Here is a 16,002-nt window from a genome sequence, read left to right as displayed (position 1 = left end):
CATTAGGCGAATAGCAGCCCTGCCCGCTTTGCACCGCTGCCGTACCGGCAGGCGTCCAGCCCGTGATTGTCATAGTCCTGCGGATTGTTAGTGACCTTGCCCGCTTTGTCCTTGAGCCACATGTAGTTTCGGTACTCCTTTAAGAGCCAAGTGGACCGCTTGGTGACGGACACCTTCTGGTCCTGGATGAAAGCGATGCCTTGGTTGACACTCCCCGGTCCCTTGGTCGCGGCCATGATGTTGATGCCGTACAGTCTGATTTCATCAATAGATTTGGGTTCTGCGCCGTCGGCGAGCACAAGGGCCCCTTCGTAGGTCCCTAAAGCGTCGGCAATAGCCTTGTTGCTCATGCCTTTGCGGTAGATCACCTCATCGAAGATGAGCCCGCCGTTATACTCGTAGATTGCTATCGCTGCGGTTGGATCGTTGGTGTAGCCGAAGTCGAGTCCGATGCTCTTGAGCCTGGCTTCGTGCGGCAGCTCGTCGATAACCTGCCAGCCTGTGTAGATGCGGCCTTCGATCTCCCCTAGCTCGCCTAAGCCGTAGACCTTCCACCACTGCGGCCGGTTCTTGCGCTGCTCGATCGATGCGACGGTCCGTGGGTCTAGCGCCTCATTGTCCAGGTACGTGATCGTGATGTGGTCAACGTCGTCCCGCTTCCCCACCACGTCGGTGTAGAACCAGAACTCGGAGCTCGGATTCCAGTCGAGCCAAATGGCGTCGCTGGTACGCACCTCAAGCTGCTCAAAGGCGTCAAAATCGACGTTGTTGGCCTCGTTGATATAGAGGCGCTGGCGACGTGCCCCGCGGAGCTTGTCTGGCTGATCGGCCGAGAAGAATTCGATCTGGCTGCCGGTCTCAAAGGTGTAGACAAAATCGGACCGGTTCCACCTGGTGTCGTCGTAGTACCCATGCTCCTTGAGGATGCGTAGGAAGTCACGAATGGCACCTCGCTTGAGGTGCGGTAGGCTCTCGGAAACGATTGACGTGAGAGTGGGGGAGCTAGGATCGTCTGATTGCGCCAGGGCAATCAGGATCAGCAAAATACTGATGGTCTTAGAGGCTGAGGTACCGCCCTGAACGGCCCGTATGCGCTTGCTAAGCCGCTTGATCTTCCGGGTGGCTGTTGTCTCCTGAAACATTGATGATTGGGGTTGGCAGCGGCTTGTCGTCGCTAGTCACGTCGGTCTTCTCCCTCATGCCGTGGTTGGATGAGAGAACGAGTTTTGTGATCATGGGATTGTACTGGCCTGAGAGCCCTCCCTTGATGAGCATGTCGCGCTGTTTTTGATCGAGCTGCTCTAAAGCGACGGAAAATTCCGGGTGATGCTTGGCCCACTCCTGCACAGTATCCCGGTGCACGCCTAAGTGGAGCGCTAGCCCTTCCTTGGTCGGGATATTGGCGAACACCAGTCGCTCGAACGTGTCAGACTTGTCGCCGCGGGTCTTATGAAAGAGCTTCACGCTGTCCCGGCACGATGCGATGTACTCCCGCGTCTGCGTCAATACGACAGGAGTGTATTTGCTAGGACGGCCGACGGGCGCAGCTTTCTTTGGTTTGGACTTGGTAGTTGACATTATAGAAATTGTATCATCGCTTGCTTCCATGCTCCATCCATATCCAGCGGCGGCGATCCCATTGCTTGCGTTTTCGGACTGGTAGCAGGGGAGTTCGGCGGGCTAGTATCTGAGCCTCTTGAAAGAGCTGGTCCCGGTGCTCGGGCGTTAAATCGTGAAAGGGTACATCCCGGAGGTAGACCCCGCGCTCAATGCCCCGCTCGTACCAAGCTAAGACAATGAGGTGTGCTCGATCAGTGAGTTTCAATAGATGAAGATTGGCTGATAAACCGCGACCTTGCGTTGATTATAACAGTCTGGTGCAGCCCAACCTGGTCTGCTGCATGGGGATAGCTCAAACCCCTTCACCACTACCCTGCTGCCTTCGATGGCTCTAAATATGGCTCGGAGGAGTGACACAGCTCGGCAGGGGAGGGAACTGGCACGTCCTAGAAATCTCGGATAGGCGAGAGCGATGCACCTCAACGAAGACGAACAGCGCCGGATCATCCCTCTTAAGGTTGCGATCGCTGAGAAATTCGACCGGGAAAACTGGCTTGAACTCGGTCTGCTCACCGGCTGCCTCAATGAGGTCAAGGGTCACCAACGGCTGCTGAGAAGCTGGGATTTTGGCGACGATGACTACCCCGGCCATGTCCTCGATATGCTAGTTACGATGGTCTCAAAAAGCCAAGGCAATATCGACGTAATCGAAAACTTCGTGCTCGATAAAGCTGGTGGTGGCGTGGTCCTACCTGGTGCCAACGGCAAGAAGCGCGTGTTCTTCACTCCGACGATCTTTGAGGTGCCTGACGCGCCCGTCGATCCCTCTTTGGTCGCTGTCATGATGCCGTTCGATCCTGGCTTCTCCCGAGTTTACACGGCGATCAAAGCGGCCTGTGCGGCTGCTGGGCTGTCCTGCAAGCGCGTCGATGACATCTGGGAGCACTCTACCATCATCCAGGACGTGTTCTCGCTGATCTGGCGCTCCAGCATCGTCATTTGCGACTTTAGCGGCCGAAACCCGAACGTATTTTACGAGTGTGGCATCGCCCATACGCTCGGGAAGACAGTGGTCCCCATCGCGCAGCATAAAACCGATGTGCCCTTTGATGTGCAGCATCATCGGTACCTAGGGTACCTAAACAACGATGAGGGTTTGGCGGAGCTGTCTACCCAACTTGAGCTTAGACTTGCGAAGCTAGCGGGGCCGATCATCCCGCCTGGCTGGAGCCAGTCGTAGTCCCGTTGTAGCTTGCTCTTCTATGCAATTCGGGCTCTATTCGAGGCTCCGGGAGGGCGAACGTATGATCAAGCGTCAGGCACGTTATTCTGCGATCTGCGTGGCGGCCGCAAGTGCCCTATGGTTGGCGTCTTCCAACGCTGCGGCGCAAGAAATGCCGGTCAAAGTTGGAGCCTACGTCGCTTCCGGGACGCGCTGTAGCCAAGGGTCCAATGCGACACTGCAATGGTTCAATGGCGAGTTCATCTCGGCGGGGAGGATCCCCAATGTCTATCCCAAGCCTATAAGCGGTTCGACCTGGGGCGATAACGTCTTTGATCGCGAGACTGGCAAAGAGGTGCCCATCAGGGTGCGAGTGATCAGCCCAACCAGCTATAATTTTGGTGGCCAAACTTACACTCATTGCCCGGAAAGCTCGCTGTCGCCCACTTGGCAAGGATCGCTGCCGCCGAGATCAGGTGTAAGCCCAACTTCAGCCCAGGCCCATGCAAATTCTGCCGCAAAAGTCGCGATTAGCACGGCACCGACAAACGTAATTGGTCGGCCTGGCACCTGCGACGTGATAGTCCATGATGAGAAAGGTAAGCCGGAGATTCTGGAGACCATCCCGATCAGCCGCCGGACGAAGGTGGAGAAGGATGTCGCTTGGGCCAATCGGAAGAGCTCCCTCCTAAAGGCTCGCCTTGAATGCCGTCCTGAGGAAAATGCAGTAATCTCCCCTCCCGCCCGACCTGGCCTTCGAGAAACTGTGACCGTGAAGACGAATGGCACAAACACTCTGCGAACTACGCCAATTGTAAAGCCCGAGAATGGAACCTGGGCTCCACCCCCTCCCCATCCTGGAACAGGACCTGGCCATGAGGCCCGTGTAGCGAGCGAGGTAGCATTCACTCGCACCATGGTTGGAACCAAATGGGAGGATGGTGGACCAGGGTGTATCTCAATCAAACAGTCGCGCACTAGCAACAGAGCGATTGAACTCAGAGCTTGGTATTGCGAAGCAGGGGAGAGTGAGGCGGTGCCAGTCCGGTTGGATTGGGACAGAACGGTCGGGTATTACGTGCACGAGGAAACCGGCCTGCAGTTACGGCCGGTCGCACAAAACAAGATTAGGGTTCTCTCGACGCAGCGGGCGAGAAATCACCTCGGCGATGGTGTTTACCTTGCCGACGATAGTCAGGACTACAGTCGGCAGTAGCCTGCAAATGCGAAAGAAAGAGCCATCCCCGAAGGAATGGCTCTGGCTTTAAGCAAAGTGCGGCAATGCGAGCTGCTTGGTGTTCACCGGAGGGCAGTAGCCGTCGATGACATCGTGCAGCGCACGCGTGCTGGCGGGGTTTTCTGCCACCTTGCCCGCAAGAGCGAACGTGGTGGCATTGAAGAGGCGCCAGGCCGTTTCCCCTCCCCAATCATGGGGTGGTTTCTCGTAGGCTTCGAGCACATCCGCGATCCTGGTCACGTTGATGACCTCGCGGCGGTAGAGCTGCATGATCGCAGCATCGACCTCATGTACTTCGAGACGCCGACGCCGGTAGCCGTCGAACACCTGAGCTTGAAGCAACCGCTGATCGCGAAGCGGCTCCACCACCTCGGCAACGAGGCCGGGAAGGTCGCGCTTGGCGTTGGCGGTGTGCTTGCGGCGGATGACGTGATCGCCCGCGAATGCGAGGTTATCGCAAACGAAGACGCGACTGCCGAAGCTGATGCCGATCGGGAACTTCTTGTCGTGGCTGTTCCGCAATCCAACCGTGTCGGTGTAATCACCGTACTGGCTGCGAAGCGAGAGAAGGCCGAAGAAGCGCGCGCCGTCCGGGGTGACGCCGTAGTCTTCCTCGACGACTTCATGGCCGAAGAAGCCCAGGCTGTATTTCACCATATCGACGACCGCCTGGTGGGCGATCGGGACGTGGGTTGCAGTGGCTGCGGGGATGGGAAGGTGGCGAAGCTCGCCATAAGGAACGGGCTCGGCGCCCGCATGAAGCATCAAACCCATTGGTAGTCTCCTCTTGTTAAAGACCAAACTACCAAAATTGTACCATGCAAGAAGAAACCCCGCTTGGTGAGAGCGGGGTTAGTTGTATCAGTTGAGGTAGGGCTTCACTGCCCGTTCTAGGTTTTCGACTGTTCGCTCCAGCTCTTCTGGCGTACAAGCCATTCGGACATGCCTGGCCGCCATTTGGAGGCTCCACGCTTCTTGACCGGCGCGGGCTGCCTCCTGACTGAGAGCGTTGGCGATCTTCATTGCCTCGAAGTAGATGGGTGGGCGATCGCCTGCGCGTGAAGGTGAGCCGTAGTTGAAGCCGCGGGCTCGGGGATCGGCTTTGCTGGCCATGGCACTCTCTTAGAAGCCGAACCAGCTCTTCGCCTCTTTCGCGTAGGCGCGGCCGATGCTCTTGAACTCCTTCTTGACACCCTTACGGTAGGCAGCCCATGTGGGCTTCGTCTTACGACGGCGTTTCCGAGTAGTCATTGGTTCCCTTCCTCTCGTTGCTAGGGAACGCTTATTGATCACATATTTTCGGATCTGAAAACGGTTCGGATGAGAAGGTAAGATCAAACAGTACCTTATGAGGAAGCATGAGAAGCGCAAAAATTTCTCCCGAGTGCCCCAATGCAAAAAAAGTGTAATGTACCCCCAATATACGGATGGCTGAAATTGGAAAAAAACCCCGCACTAGGCGGGGCTTAGAAAAGTTTTTAGAGGTGCCAGTTGCTTGGTAGCTTGGCGTCGGTCACTCCGATGTAACCAAGCAATTTTCCCTTGCTACTCCTTACTGGAACGGCTATGGTGCCACGCATGACGCCTCTAGGGGCGTACCCGATACCAACCGATGCTGCGAACGTGGGGTCGAAACCAAGCGCAGTAACGGCATCGTGATCGGACACTAGGTATTCGAGCGGCTTGAAACCCTCACTGGGCTCTTCGGCCGCTCGTTCCTTTTCGGCCGCTTCCGGCTTCTTCTTCTCTGGCTGTTGATCCCCGACGATCCACGCGGCGGCGTCCTTCGGGGATAGACCGTGTACGAGCGACACCAGCGATATGCAGTCGCCGCCCTTGTTGAGCCCGAAACTGTACCAGGCTCCCTTCTCCGGGGTAATGACAAGCGCTCGCTCGCCACCCTTCCCACTCGGGCATGGCCCGCGGAGTTGAGCGCCGTTCTTCTTGAGCTCAAGGCCCAAGCGATCAGCGACGCTCTCAATGGTGTGATCTTCCTTGATTGCAGCAAAGTCGAGGTACGGCATCACAGCCTCCTTTGTGTACTACCTTGCTACATTCTAGCATTTTTGTGGTACTATTGGTGTAGATTGCTGTGCTGTCCGCCGAGCTTATGTTCGGCTCTCGTGATAGACCGCTAATACCATCGTGGGAGATCGAACCCGTTGCGATGGTCTTGGCGGATAGCACAGCAAAGCGGTGTGTTGATGGGGCTCGCCCTGGGATATTACGCTAGTGTGGAAGTCACCCGAAGGACTGCGGGCCACAACTCCGTAAGGGCGCTCCCCACCAGCACGTCGCTGGAGAAAGGTAGTCCCTTATGTCCGGGAACGCTCCCGTAAAGAAGTTCCGCATCGGCGCCGTCACGGCCTCGGTGTGGAAGAACGCCGGTACCAACGGCGACTGGCACTCGGTCACGCTTGAACGCGTCTACAAGGACGGGGACGAGCTCAAGAACACGGGTGCTCTCAACACCGGCGATCTGCTGAACGCCGCCAAGGTGCTCGAACGCGCCGAAGCGTACGTCAGCTCGCTCTAATACCGGACCCGCCTAAACAGCGGGTCCTTTTTCATAGATGGCGCGATCGTCACAACCGACGCGCTGCCACTTGTCCGTTGCCAAGTCGGGGTTCGGTAAGGCTGCACGGCTGTAGCCGTTCTCAGTGAGCCGGAAGGGAAGCTGGAGCGTGTGATAGAAGGGTCTCGCGCCTGTCGGGTACTGCTCGATCGGGTGCATTTCCCCGCACAGCTTGAGCGAAGCTGTCAGGTCCTTCTCCTCAGTGAAAACGCTCAACACGGCGAGGTTTGCGATGCCCCACTCTTTGAAGCGTTTGTTGATGATGATGTCGCCGTAGCCCACGTATTTTTTGCGCATCGAAGACACCCCAACGAGGGTGTCTGAGCGGACCTTGCCGGTGCGCTGATACTCAAGGGCAAAGTAGTTTGCCTGGCCTGGCGCATACTCCACGCCAAAGATGCCATCGGGCTCGATGTACGATTTTGGCGGCAGGGCTCGCCACTGGCCCTTGATCATGCAGCCACCTTCAACGCGGAGCTTGAGCGGTACGTCGTCGGGAATGCCCGCTAACCTGGTGATCTCGCCATGGGGGATGAAACGGGCCGTGGTCTCCATGAGGCCAGCGCGGACGTTGCCGATCGTCTGGCTGATACCGAGCTTGTGATCGAACTCGATCCGGTAATCCTCGCGAGGCCGATAGAAGTTTACTGCCACGTCGGGGCGGCCGCGGTGCTTGAAAAGGAAGTCCTCACCCTCGCTCGTGATCATATACACGTCGGGGTCGTAGCGATCGATCGTGATGCGGGTGATGAGCCGCGCATTCTTGAGGATCATGAGGGTGTTCAAGACGCCCCTGGCGTGGCGCTGCGGCAAGAGCGTTTGGATGAGCCGGGACCGGATGAGGTTGTGCTCGTAGATAACCTGGAGCACGTCCAAGCTCGCCGCTTTTGCGCTCGCGGTCTTCACTTCCTCTGGTAGTTCAGTGCGTGCAGTCATGCACTCATTGTAGCATCACAAAACCGCCCGAAATAGGACGGGCGGGATTATGTACTATGGGTGAGTAAGGTCACTATGAGGAGCGGAAGCGATTGTAAATTGTGTCGTTGTTTTTCGCAATTTCAATCAGGTCGCAAATTACATCGTCATAGGACGGCATGGTGCCGTGGACCTGGACTGCCTGAACCTTCAAATCGAGTAGCTTCCGGTGGGTTTCCGCATTGATGCGGATTTGCTTGTTGTCTGTTTCCATCATACAAGCTGAACGGTTGCCTCGATAAACATCTTCGCTTTCATCTCTCGGCCCATCTTGGCGGCTACAGCGTGAGAGATTTGCGCACCATCCTTTACAGAATAGAACACACCGTACTCGTTGTTGTTGAAGAAGAGCTCGCCCTTCTCGAACCGGCTAGCCTCAGTATCTTTAGGTCCGCTTAGGTAGTCAAAACTGAATGTGAGCTCGTAGGTCTTTAGATCGTTTAATTTCATACTTGTTTGTTGTTAACTTGTATGCATACAGTATATACAACGCATACAAGTACGCAAGGGTTTACACCACTCGCATACATAACCAGCAATCAGTCAAGTGGATAACTAGGTAGGCTCATCAGCGAAAGGATCGGCGCCTTTTGGTAGCGGCTCCGGCACAATGTCATCTTCGCTTGTGGCGTAGCGCTGCCGCATAGCATCGCGGATTAGGTTGAGCTCCTTTTTAGTGCGCTGCCCCTCAGCCTCCAAACGTCCAAATGGGACCTTGAAGCCGAACCGCTGTTGCCCCGCCTTCGTCATGAAGGTGCCCTTGTGCAAGAGCGCGAGATTTTCGTGAGGGACCCCTATCTCATTCGCCATAGCCCGCCGGTCTGCCGAAGATGTCTCACCGACCATTTTTATGATCGTGTTCGAGAGGATAGCTGCCCGAACGGCCACAGGGAGCTGATCAAGAAACTGGAAAGCCACGGTCAGGGCAACGTTATATTTGCGGGCCTGGGTGAACAGCTCCTCCACGAACTCTTCTTCCCGAGCGTACTCTTGGAACTCGTCGATGTAGATGGAGACCCGCTTGGCGTATGGGTGCTCTCGCTCGAAGATGGCTCTCGCGATCTGCGCGATGAAGAAGCGCCCGAAAATCTTGAAGGCGCTGCCCTTGAGAACGCGCTTACTGGCGTCGATCAAGATTACCCTGCCCTCGCCCATTTCCTGGGCGAGATTGAGCTTCATTTCCTTAGCCGTGAACATGGCCCGGAAGCTGTCGTTTTCGAGCAAGGTGTAGAGGCGGCGGCCGATCTGCTGCTTGGTTTCCTCGTACTGGCGCGTGTTGAACTCGTTCTGAAAGAATGCCTGAACGGTCGGCGGCAAGGTCGAGAGCTCGGCGTGATACTTGCCCGTTCCGCCTCGCTCCAAGAGCTCTTGCATCGTCGCGATGTTGCCACCGGGAATGGCCGAAACGAGACGCGCCAGGTAGCGGTAGAGCATCGCTTGTTTCGAGGTCATGTCTGCATCGAGCGCACTGAAAATATACTCAAAGAGCTCGGGGTCCTGCCCCTTCTCAAAGAGGTTGAGCGCGAGCGGATAATCGGTGTCAGTAGGCGTTAGATAGGTGAGGCGGTTAGCTGGGACCACGTTCAATAGGTTGCGAATGAGGTGTGTCTGGCTGTCGAGAACGACGACGGTTTGATCCTTATCGATGTCATCGAGGATCAGACTTTGAAGTAGCTGGGTTTTGCCGTGGCCAGACAGGGAAACAATCACCGTATGCGAGGTGCGTAGATCGTCCGGGAGCTGAGGATGTACCTTTGGCTCCACCACTGGCTCAGGTGGTGCCTGGATGGCTGCTGGCTTCTCCACATGGCGATCGATCACCATCAAGATCAGCGGATAGAGGAGCGCCACCGCCCCTACAGCCACAAGGAGTTGGTGAATGAGGGGATTGGTCAGCGCGATCGCGGCCGGTACACACGCCCAACTGGCGAACACGAGAAGGCCAGGGATGTTTGGACTGTCTTTGATGTAGCGCAGCGCTAGCCGACCGTTGAAAATGGTGTTGAGCACTGCGATCGCGATGATGACGTAGATCAAGCCTAACCCCCTCGGAGCGATCTAATAGCCCGGTCCGCTTCCTGCGGCGTCACAACCCGTCCCCGTCGTGCTCGCCAGCGGATGTCCTTTATAGCATCGGGATAGCGGCCATCTTGCAGCGCCGCAAATTCGGCGCGGTGAGAGGACCAGAACGGGGCAAAGCGGAACTGATATGGCACCAGTTGATCGAAGCGTGTGGTGCGCTTCTGATCGAGCTCCATGCGGTCATACAAAGCCGTGGCATCGTCACGTGAGGTACGAAAAATATAGGTCATCTGAGCGGCGCCCACCACGGCATCGTAGCAAGCGGGCTTGAGCTGCTTGATGTACTGCTGGACCACGGTCGCGCGGATGTTCGCCCCTGGTGGAGAGGCTACGAGCTGCTTGATCACTGACGGCGCAAACAGCCAGCTATCATCGGTGATGAAATTGAGCGGGATCGCCCCGTTGCGGCGTTCAGCATGGTGGAGCAAACCAGAGATCAACAGGGAGCCGTAGAGCTCCACCCGCGGCTTTGAGAGAATGCGCTGAGGTAGCTTCACCAAAAGAATGCCCCGCTTAAGCGTGTCCGATACGTTAAAGGACATCTCGGACATCGCGAGCGATCGTCTGATACGCGGGTCGCTCATCAAGAGCGTGGCCTTGTTCAAACAGGAAGCAATGAGCTCTGACTGCCTCTGAGGTTTGTAGCTTTCATGGTCCTCCCAAAAGGACAGGACCTCTATGTCCGTTACACGGTCAAGGACGCTCGATCGGTACATCGGGTCAGTGAGGATGTAGCGCCAGCCATACAACGGCTCCTTGGCCTCGCTGAGCGCAGCAAAGGAAAAGAACAGGTAGTTCCACAAAACCGGCGTGGCGGTGTCCTCATAGCCGGAAACGTCTTTCACCATTTCAGCGCTGATTGAAGCGATCAATGGCGCGTTTTTGCCGTCACCGAGGAAGTTGAAAACCGGTACCTCATCTTCTCTGGAAAAGTCGAAAAGAACGGTGTGATTGTACCGTCGTGGGGGAATGATCGTGGCGAGCCGATCCACCGCATCACCGTTTGGGTCTATGAAAATTACCGCTTCGTCAGCTTGGATCGCTGCGTCGGTAGTTGTGAGAATATGTTCGGTTTTGCCAGTGCCAGGTTGTCCAATGTAATGGTTGTGCATGTGTCGAGTGCCCGCCGCCCCGAGCCGCAGGGATCACCGTGCAGTAACAGGATGTGCGGCTTGTACGGACCGGGCAAGAACTGTGGTCCAGTACCATTGTACCGTGAAAAAGTTTTGTCCTTTAGCGAATGGTCCGCACCTGTCCGTCTAAGCGAAACGAAGTGGAGCGCATGACCCCAACCTTCGACCGGCTTCCCGATAGTGGAACCAAGGGAGATAGGTTGGGGTCATGCGCGTAGCGCTGACGGACAGTGTGCGGAAACGTAGGTTCTGTAATGGTTCTGTGGTTGTCGGTCGATTTTTAAGACTGCACACAAATGCACGGACTGACCGCAGCCTTGTGGCTAGGGATGTGCCGTGTTTAGATGCCCGCGGGACGGTTGGAGGGAATAATGGATCTCGCTCGCATTAGAGCCTTCGATGTCGGCTGTGGCATCGCCTTCATCGTGGCCGCTTTGATGCTAGCGCAATCCGATCTCTCCTTCGCTTGGAAGCTGATACTCGCTGTCGCGATGATCGTCGGTAGTGGTGCGCTTGCTCGGCAGCGCACGTTCTCCTGGCCGGAAACGGTAAGGCTTACCGGATGGCTTGCTCTGATCATAATCGTGCTCAACTCGGGCATTGGAAGCCTCGTCACTAAGGCAATCGATAGTGCGGAAGGATCAGCCAGTGAGTGGGCTGGTTCGGAGGAGAGCCTGTTGTCTGGCGGCTGTCCCCCGGACGATTACGTGCCAGTTGTCCAGCTTGGCCAAATCTTTCGACTGAAAGCGGGTTGCACTCACACCTACGACGTGCGGGAACTGCCGCGCGATGAAAGTGGCCGTCCAGCGTGGGGGTATGACGGAGTCGGGCCGGAGTTTGCGACGCGGTACATTCGGGAGCTTATCTCCGAGGAATACACCGACAACGACCGGACCCTCAAGCTTACGCCGAAAGAGGAAGTGTTCAAGTACGAAGGCCGCGAGCCTGTGATCGATATCGCGTTCAATCGGCTTGGAGAACGGATTTCGGCTGACGCGATCGCTCGGCATGAGGCAAAGTTTGCGCCCCAACCCGAGTGCCCTGAAACCGTGCAGACGATCAATATCGGTTCGGTCATCGTGGTGCCGGTGAACTGTAATGTCGATACCGACGTGTTTATGATCCGCGACGGCAATTTCGAGCTAGATTTCGCGGATAGCACCCTGCCAGTCAGCAACGGCGCCCGACTGTTGAACGGGAAGCGCATCCAAGAGTACGTGACCACTAGCTATCATTATGAGGGTCGCGAGGGCCACGGTATGCGGTTCACAACGGTCGATCCGACCGCTTTCAAGCTAGCAGGCGTGAAAGCGGTCAAGATCGAGGTCTTGAGAAAGGGAGCTGTAGCTCGACAGGAAAGCCAAGCCGCGTCTGCTGCTAGTGCGGCGGTTAACGAACTCGTCGGGCTGAACTGACGGCTATCTACTTGGCTTTGTAGACACCATTGGTAGCAGTGATGCTGCCAGATTTTTTGAGGGCGGCTAAGGCATTGCTGACGCTTTGTTCGCCAGAGCGATCGCCCTTCACGTCCATGGCAGCAAGGAGCTGCGAGCGGTTCATACCCTGAGCGCTGCCTTGAATGGCGGATAGCACCTGATCACGAATGCCCGTGCGCCGGGAGCTACGCTGCTGCGTGGCGCCGGAATTGTTGTCCTGTACGAGTTTGTAATTGAAGCCAAGCTCGTTCAGCGCCCTGATGCCCTGGTTGGCGAGGTCGATTGCTTCTTGTTTGGCTTTGCTGAGTAGCGCGTTCTTTTGCTCGTCAAGTTTGCGGATTTCATCCAAGACAGACATCGTTGTACTCCTGTGTGGAAGCGGTGCGGTAGTAGCAACGAAAAGAGGGTGCAACACAAGAGTGTCACACCCTCTTCCAGCTCTGTTAGGAGCTGCCGCGTTCGGCATTCCTTGCGGCGGCGATCTTGTCGAGCACGTAGCGTTCGACCTCCGAACTAGCCCAAAAGACCCTGCCCCCGTCGCGGATGCGTTTGGGAAACCTGCCCTTTTGCTCTCGCCTGTCGATCTCAGCGAAACTTACACCGACAATTTCACGTACTGCCTTTTTGCTTAGTAGCCGTTCCATCACAGCAAAACTCCGGTTGGAGCCTCGCTGCGAGGCCAAGGTTGCGAGCCTAGGCGACGATGGTTGTAAGCCAATCCTCGTACTTGGCCAATGCCTCCCGGCTTTCCTCAAGGAAGTCGTGGCGGTTGTATATTGCTGCCACTCCGGAGACTTGGCCAGAACGGTGGGCGAGTATGCGCTCCGTGATGTGGAGCGGCACCCGCAAGCGAGCCATGTTGGTTGAGAATGTGCGCCGTAGATCATGGATGACCCACGGCGGTATCGGAACCGCTTTATCGAGCCTGGTCTTGCTCTTGCTCCATCCGCTCCAAGGGGTCAGCCGCTCCATGACCGCTTTGGCCATCGGCAAGAGAGGAATGGTGTGGTCGTCCTTCCCTTTCATGGCCTCAGCCGGGAAAAAGATGGTGGCGCCTCGGATTTGTGCCTGGTTGAACTGGTTGCGCCTTTGACCGGTGAGAATGAGGAGCTTCATATGATCACTGAACGGGCGATGCTCGTAGTGCCAGATTGCTTTCAACTCGTCGTCGGAGAGCACACGGGACCGCTTACCAAGCTGCACCTTGTCGTACTGGACCGGATTGTGAGTGGTTAGCCCCTCCCGGATGCACCAGTTGAAGAACACTTTCGCGGCCATGAGAGCGTGGGCCGTGTAGGACACGTCGGCCTTGGTCACGTCCTCCAAGCGCTGTTGATCGAGGCGATTGAGATAGAGACGATAGTTGGAGACAGTAGCTGGTCGGCAACGGTCCTCTGCATCCTTGAGAAATGCCGCCACGGCCTCTGTGGTCGATTGTGGGCGCTTTTTCTCAGGCGGAGCGACTTGGATAGCTTTTGCCTTCTGGCGGGCGTCCTTGAGCGAAATTTGCCCCACGCGGCCGATCGTGTGGAGCTTCCGCTCCTTACCGATCATCTGGACGAAGGTCTTGGTGCCGCCCTGACTGACCCGGACCCCGAAGCCCTCACGCTCGAAGTGGGTCTTTTGACCGATGTTCGGAATGGGTAGCGCCCGTATTCCGATGTCAGTAAGGTGTAGTCTCTCTCTAGTCACTTTAGTCTCTCGCGCTGGTGGTACCTGCTATGGCGCGTCATGATGTACCAAAGATCGCAAAGCGCTGCAAATAAACGACTTTCCGGTCAGCATGAGGAGCCATGAGGGGACTGATACAGGTTTTGTAAACCGAAGGTCGGGGGTTCAAATCCCTCAGCCGGCACCAGTTTTGGCTAGAACGCACCTGCCCGAGCGAGGAACTTCTCCCCTTCGAAGCTCGAAAGGTGACACGAAGTATACACCCAAATCCCGCGCCGCCGATCCCGGAGGCCCTTCATGCGGGGAGCGCGAAAGCCGACCATCCAAAGAGCCGGCAAGGCATGTTTCATATTTCGTGCGTGTAGGAAAACGGATTACGCCTCAGCCCCGGCCGCGGTAGCCGGCGACGCCCTGATCGGGCACCCAAAGGCCCTCGGGCACCGGGCCGCTCTGCCAGAAGACGTCGATCGGAATGCCGCCGCGCGGGTACCAGTAACCGCCGATGCGCAGCCAGCGCGGGCCCATTTCGGCGAACAGCCGCTGGCCAATACCGACCGTCACGTCTTCGTGAAAGCCGCAGTGGTTGCGGAACGCGCCGAGGAACAGCTTGAGGCTCTTGCTTTCGACGATGGTCTCGCCCGGCGCATAGTCGATCACCAAGTGCGCGAAATCGGGCTGGCCGGTCACCGGGCACAGCGAGGTGAATTCCGGCGCCGCGAAGCGCACGCAGTAGAGTGCGCCCATGCGCGGATTGGGCACATAGTCGAGCACCGCCTCTTCTGGCGAAGCGGGCAGCGCGCTCGCTTGGCCAAGGTGCAGGGGCCGTCTGGCCGTTTCGGGTGTGTCGCTCATGCCACGCCAGATGCCGCTTTGCCGCGCGTGGCACAAGCCGGTGCGCGTTGACGGGGCGGGTTAAGCGGCTATTCACGCCCTGCCGCCGAGCGGACACGCCCCGATGACCAGCCGCATTGCCCTTGTCCTTTCCGCCGCCGCGCTGTTCGCCGGCACCCCCGCGTTCGGCGCGGCCAGCGATTTCCGCCTGCCGCCGGGCTCTTCCACGCCCACGCCCCGCGCGCAGGGACCGGTGGACCCCGACAACCCCATTACGCGGCCCTCGCCGGGTCCCACACCAACGCCGACGCCAGCGCCGAGCCCGGCCGCGCCCGCAGCGACACCGTCGCCCGCGCCGCGCATCACCCTGCCCAGCTTCACCCCGACCCCGCGGCCCACGCCCACCCAGCGCCGTACGGTTACGCCGCCCGCGGCGCAGCCCACGCTAAGCCAGGCAGCGCCTCCTCCCGCCCAACCCGGCGAAACCGCCGCGCCGCTTCCCACGGCTTTTCCGACCACACTGCCCCTGCCCGGTGCGGCGCCCTCCCCGATCTCGCCCGCAGTCCAGCCCGCCGACGAAACGAGCGGACTGCCCTGGCTGTGGATCGCGCTCGGCCTGGCCGTCGCAGGCCTGGCCGGTGCGGCATGGCATTTCCGCCGCAATTTTCTTCCCCGGCGGGGCACGGTGATGATCGTGCCCGACATCGAGAAGCCGAGGGTCCCCGTCGCGCCTGCCCCGTTCCCGGAGCCGGAACCGGCCGCACCGGCGGCTCCCGCACTGCCGGAAGAGCCGACCCATCCGCTGCTGATCGCGATCACCCCGGTGAAGCTGACGCAGACCTTCATGAACGAGGCGCTGGCCTATCGCCTGACGCTGACCAACGTGGGCGCCGCCCCGCTCGGCCCCATCGCGGTTGCCGCGGACCTGGGCGGCGCGCACGCCTCGCTCTCGCGCGAGGAGCAACTGGCTCATCCCGGCACCGATTTGCCTGAGACGCACGCCATCCCCGGGATCGCGCCGGGGGAACAGGTCGAACTGACCGGCGAACTGCGCACTCCGCTGGCTAGCCTGCCGGTCATGCAGCAGGGCGCCGCGGCGTTGCTCGTCCCGCTCGCCCGCTTTCGCGTGACCGCGCCGGGAATGGAGCCGCGCCACTTCACGCTCGCGGTCGGCCAGCAGGTTCCGGGCAGCGCTGGTCTTGCGCCGATCCGCCTCGATCTCGGCCCGCGCACGACCGACGGGCTTGCCGGAAGGGCCTTCTAGGCCCTAGTCCGGGGGC

17 protein-coding genes are annotated in these 16,002 nt (G+C 58.2%); 4 read left to right on the top strand and 13 right to left on the bottom strand.

The features are described 5' to 3' along the window. Positions 1-2: 2 nt before the first annotated feature. Together ACWPMZ_RS02795 and ACWPMZ_RS02790 are read right to left on the bottom strand one after the other, a co-directional pair. On the bottom strand, positions 3-1,142 hold the full coding sequence (locus ACWPMZ_RS02795) for a PBSX family phage terminase large subunit (RefSeq protein WP_455702492.1): 1,140 nt from the start codon (positions 1,140-1,142) through the stop codon (positions 3-5). Then, on the bottom strand, positions 1,099-1,578 hold the full coding sequence (locus ACWPMZ_RS02790) for a terminase small subunit (protein WP_455702491.1): 480 nt from the start codon (positions 1,576-1,578) through the stop codon (positions 1,099-1,101). The genes ACWPMZ_RS02795 and ACWPMZ_RS02790 overlap by 44 nt, the downstream gene beginning before the upstream one ends. A gap of 454 nt (positions 1,579-2,032) precedes the next feature. Between ACWPMZ_RS02790 and ACWPMZ_RS02785 the strand changes: the two genes are divergently transcribed. Then, positions 2,033-2,800, top strand: coding sequence for a hypothetical protein (locus ACWPMZ_RS02785; RefSeq protein ID WP_455702490.1), 768 nt, complete (start codon positions 2,033-2,035; stop codon positions 2,798-2,800). A gap of 1,246 nt (positions 2,801-4,046) precedes the next feature. On the opposite strand, the gene ACWPMZ_RS02780 is transcribed toward ACWPMZ_RS02785, so the two are convergent. The 3 genes from ACWPMZ_RS02780 to ACWPMZ_RS02770 form a co-directional block, all read right to left on the bottom strand. Next, on the bottom strand, positions 4,047-4,793 hold the full coding sequence (locus ACWPMZ_RS02780; protein WP_455702489.1) for a DUF932 domain-containing protein: 747 nt from the start codon (positions 4,791-4,793) through the stop codon (positions 4,047-4,049). A gap of 87 nt (positions 4,794-4,880) precedes the next feature. Then, a complete protein-coding gene (locus tag ACWPMZ_RS02775; protein ID WP_455702488.1) occupies positions 4,881-5,132 on the bottom strand; it encodes a hypothetical protein in 252 nt (83 codons plus the stop codon). A gap of 365 nt (positions 5,133-5,497) precedes the next feature. Next, positions 5,498-6,043: a CHC2 zinc finger domain-containing protein gene (locus tag ACWPMZ_RS02770; RefSeq protein WP_455702487.1), complete on the bottom strand. Its 546-nt coding sequence runs from the start codon at positions 6,041-6,043 to the stop codon at positions 5,498-5,500. Between the two features lie 293 nt (positions 6,044-6,336). On the opposite strand from ACWPMZ_RS02770, the gene ACWPMZ_RS02765 reads away from it, so the two are divergent. Next, the gene (locus ACWPMZ_RS02765; RefSeq protein ID WP_455702486.1) at positions 6,337-6,555 is read left to right on the top strand and encodes a hypothetical protein; all 219 of its coding nucleotides are present in this window, start codon (positions 6,337-6,339) and stop codon (positions 6,553-6,555) included. Positions 6,556-6,567: 12 nt separating this feature from the next. On the opposite strand, the gene ACWPMZ_RS02760 is transcribed toward ACWPMZ_RS02765, so the two are convergent. The 5 genes from ACWPMZ_RS02760 to ACWPMZ_RS02740 all read right to left on the bottom strand — a co-directional run bounded on the left by ACWPMZ_RS02760 (position 6,568) and on the right by ACWPMZ_RS02740 (position 10,763). Next, positions 6,568-7,530 carry a hypothetical protein gene (locus ACWPMZ_RS02760; protein ID WP_455702485.1) on the bottom strand — a complete coding sequence of 321 codons (963 nt, stop codon included), beginning with the start codon at positions 7,528-7,530 and terminating at the stop codon, positions 6,568-6,570. A gap of 73 nt (positions 7,531-7,603) precedes the next feature. After that, positions 7,604-7,786 carry a hypothetical protein gene (locus ACWPMZ_RS02755; RefSeq protein WP_455702484.1) on the bottom strand — a complete coding sequence of 61 codons (183 nt, stop codon included), beginning with the start codon at positions 7,784-7,786 and terminating at the stop codon, positions 7,604-7,606. Further along, the gene (locus tag ACWPMZ_RS02750; RefSeq protein WP_455702483.1) at positions 7,783-8,019 is read right to left on the bottom strand and encodes a hypothetical protein; all 237 of its coding nucleotides are present in this window, start codon (positions 8,017-8,019) and stop codon (positions 7,783-7,785) included. The genes ACWPMZ_RS02755 and ACWPMZ_RS02750 overlap by 4 nt, the downstream gene beginning before the upstream one ends. 105 nt (positions 8,020-8,124) lie before the next feature. Further along, positions 8,125-9,606: a type IV secretion system DNA-binding domain-containing protein gene (locus tag ACWPMZ_RS02745; RefSeq protein ID WP_455702482.1), complete on the bottom strand. Its 1,482-nt coding sequence runs from the start codon at positions 9,604-9,606 to the stop codon at positions 8,125-8,127. 2 nt (positions 9,607-9,608) lie between these two features. After that, positions 9,609-10,763 (bottom strand): hypothetical protein, encoded by a 1,155-nt coding sequence (locus ACWPMZ_RS02740; RefSeq protein WP_455702481.1) that lies wholly within the window; start codon positions 10,761-10,763, stop codon positions 9,609-9,611. A 392-nt stretch (positions 10,764-11,155) separates the two neighbouring features. Between ACWPMZ_RS02740 and ACWPMZ_RS02735 the strand changes: the two genes are divergently transcribed. After that, positions 11,156-12,199: a hypothetical protein gene (locus ACWPMZ_RS02735; protein ID WP_455702480.1), complete on the top strand. Its 1,044-nt coding sequence runs from the start codon at positions 11,156-11,158 to the stop codon at positions 12,197-12,199. 7 nt (positions 12,200-12,206) lie between these two features. On the opposite strand, the gene ACWPMZ_RS02730 is transcribed toward ACWPMZ_RS02735, so the two are convergent. From ACWPMZ_RS02730 to queF, 3 genes are all read right to left on the bottom strand, one after another. Then, positions 12,207-12,578: a hypothetical protein gene (locus ACWPMZ_RS02730; protein ID WP_455702479.1), complete on the bottom strand. Its 372-nt coding sequence runs from the start codon at positions 12,576-12,578 to the stop codon at positions 12,207-12,209. Positions 12,579-12,913: 335 nt separating this feature from the next. After that, a complete protein-coding gene (locus ACWPMZ_RS02725) occupies positions 12,914-13,912 on the bottom strand; it encodes a tyrosine-type recombinase/integrase (RefSeq protein ID WP_455702478.1) in 999 nt (332 codons plus the stop codon). Positions 13,913-14,272: 360 nt separating this feature from the next. Next, entirely contained in the window at positions 14,273-14,743 is a 471-nt protein-coding gene (gene queF / locus ACWPMZ_RS02720) for a preQ(1) synthase (RefSeq protein ID WP_455702477.1), read from the bottom strand. 103 nt (positions 14,744-14,846) lie between these two features. Between queF and ACWPMZ_RS02715 the strand changes: the two genes are divergently transcribed. Next, complete coding sequence (locus ACWPMZ_RS02715; RefSeq protein WP_455702476.1) at positions 14,847-15,986, top strand: hypothetical protein; 1,140 nt, start codon at positions 14,847-14,849, stop codon at positions 15,984-15,986. The last annotated feature ends 16 nt before the right edge of the window (positions 15,987-16,002 follow it).

This window comes from Tsuneonella sp. HG222, assembly GCF_053819185.1.
Note: the sequence above shows the minus strand (reverse complement) of the source record. Positions and strands in the feature narration are given on the sequence as shown.

Excerpts from the sequence above, each read along its gene's own strand:
- ACWPMZ_RS02790 (WP_455702491.1), bottom strand. The coding sequence starts at position 1,578 with ATGTCAACTACCAAGTCCAAACCAAAGAAAGCTGCGCCCGTCGGCCGT.
- queF (WP_455702477.1), bottom strand. The coding sequence starts at position 14,743 with ATGAGCGACACACCCGAAACGGCCAGACGGCCCCTGCACCTTGGCCAA.
- ACWPMZ_RS02740 (WP_455702481.1), bottom strand. The coding sequence starts at position 10,763 with ATGCACAACCATTACATTGGACAACCTGGCACTGGCAAAACCGAACAT.
- ACWPMZ_RS02780 (WP_455702489.1), bottom strand. The coding sequence starts at position 4,793 with ATGGGTTTGATGCTTCATGCGGGCGCCGAGCCCGTTCCTTATGGCGAG.
- ACWPMZ_RS02770 (WP_455702487.1), bottom strand. The coding sequence starts at position 6,043 with ATGCCGTACCTCGACTTTGCTGCAATCAAGGAAGATCACACCATTGAG.
- ACWPMZ_RS02735 (WP_455702480.1), top strand. The coding sequence starts at position 11,156 with ATGGATCTCGCTCGCATTAGAGCCTTCGATGTCGGCTGTGGCATCGCC.
- ACWPMZ_RS02715 (WP_455702476.1), top strand. The coding sequence starts at position 14,847 with ATGACCAGCCGCATTGCCCTTGTCCTTTCCGCCGCCGCGCTGTTCGCC.
- ACWPMZ_RS02750 (WP_455702483.1), bottom strand. The coding sequence starts at position 8,019 with ATGAAATTAAACGATCTAAAGACCTACGAGCTCACATTCAGTTTTGAC.
- ACWPMZ_RS02765 (WP_455702486.1), top strand. The coding sequence starts at position 6,337 with ATGTCCGGGAACGCTCCCGTAAAGAAGTTCCGCATCGGCGCCGTCACG.
- ACWPMZ_RS02760 (WP_455702485.1), bottom strand. The coding sequence starts at position 7,530 with ATGACTGCACGCACTGAACTACCAGAGGAAGTGAAGACCGCGAGCGCA.
- ACWPMZ_RS02730 (WP_455702479.1), bottom strand. The coding sequence starts at position 12,578 with ATGTCTGTCTTGGATGAAATCCGCAAACTTGACGAGCAAAAGAACGCG.
- ACWPMZ_RS02775 (WP_455702488.1), bottom strand. The coding sequence starts at position 5,132 with ATGGCCAGCAAAGCCGATCCCCGAGCCCGCGGCTTCAACTACGGCTCA.
- ACWPMZ_RS02785 (WP_455702490.1), top strand. The coding sequence starts at position 2,033 with ATGCACCTCAACGAAGACGAACAGCGCCGGATCATCCCTCTTAAGGTT.
- ACWPMZ_RS02755 (WP_455702484.1), bottom strand. The coding sequence starts at position 7,786 with ATGATGGAAACAGACAACAAGCAAATCCGCATCAATGCGGAAACCCAC.
- ACWPMZ_RS02795 (WP_455702492.1), bottom strand. The coding sequence starts at position 1,142 with ATGTTTCAGGAGACAACAGCCACCCGGAAGATCAAGCGGCTTAGCAAG.